The sequence below is a fragment of the Mycobacterium sp. MUNTM1 genome (genome assembly GCF_054660795.1).
Genome location: NZ_BAAGDE010000187.1, coordinates 1 through 227 on the forward strand (window position 1 = coordinate 1; position 227 = coordinate 227).

Annotated in this window: 1 pseudogene; it reads right to left on the reverse strand. The window is 66.5% G+C overall.

Annotated features, from left to right (window positions below):
• Positions 1 to 227 (reverse strand): annotated as a pseudogene (locus tag ACYQ8K_RS30365) (glycosyltransferase); the annotation flags it as partial.

Below are 227 nucleotides of genomic sequence, written 5' to 3' on the forward strand. Positions count from 1 at the left end.
CAGCCCCAGTTCTCGACGCTGGGTGTCCTCGACCTTCTTGTTCAGCCGCCAACAGAACCAGTCGAACGCCGTCATCGCCGAGCGGGCCAGCGGCGACGGCAGAATCGAGACGACCTGGCCGTTGGGCCGCATGGGGACGTGGTGCAGCGTGGCCAACGGAAGGTCGTAGTACTCGGCAACGTTGGCGGCCGGTTCCTGGTAGCTCTGCCCGGCGAACACCAGGTCGG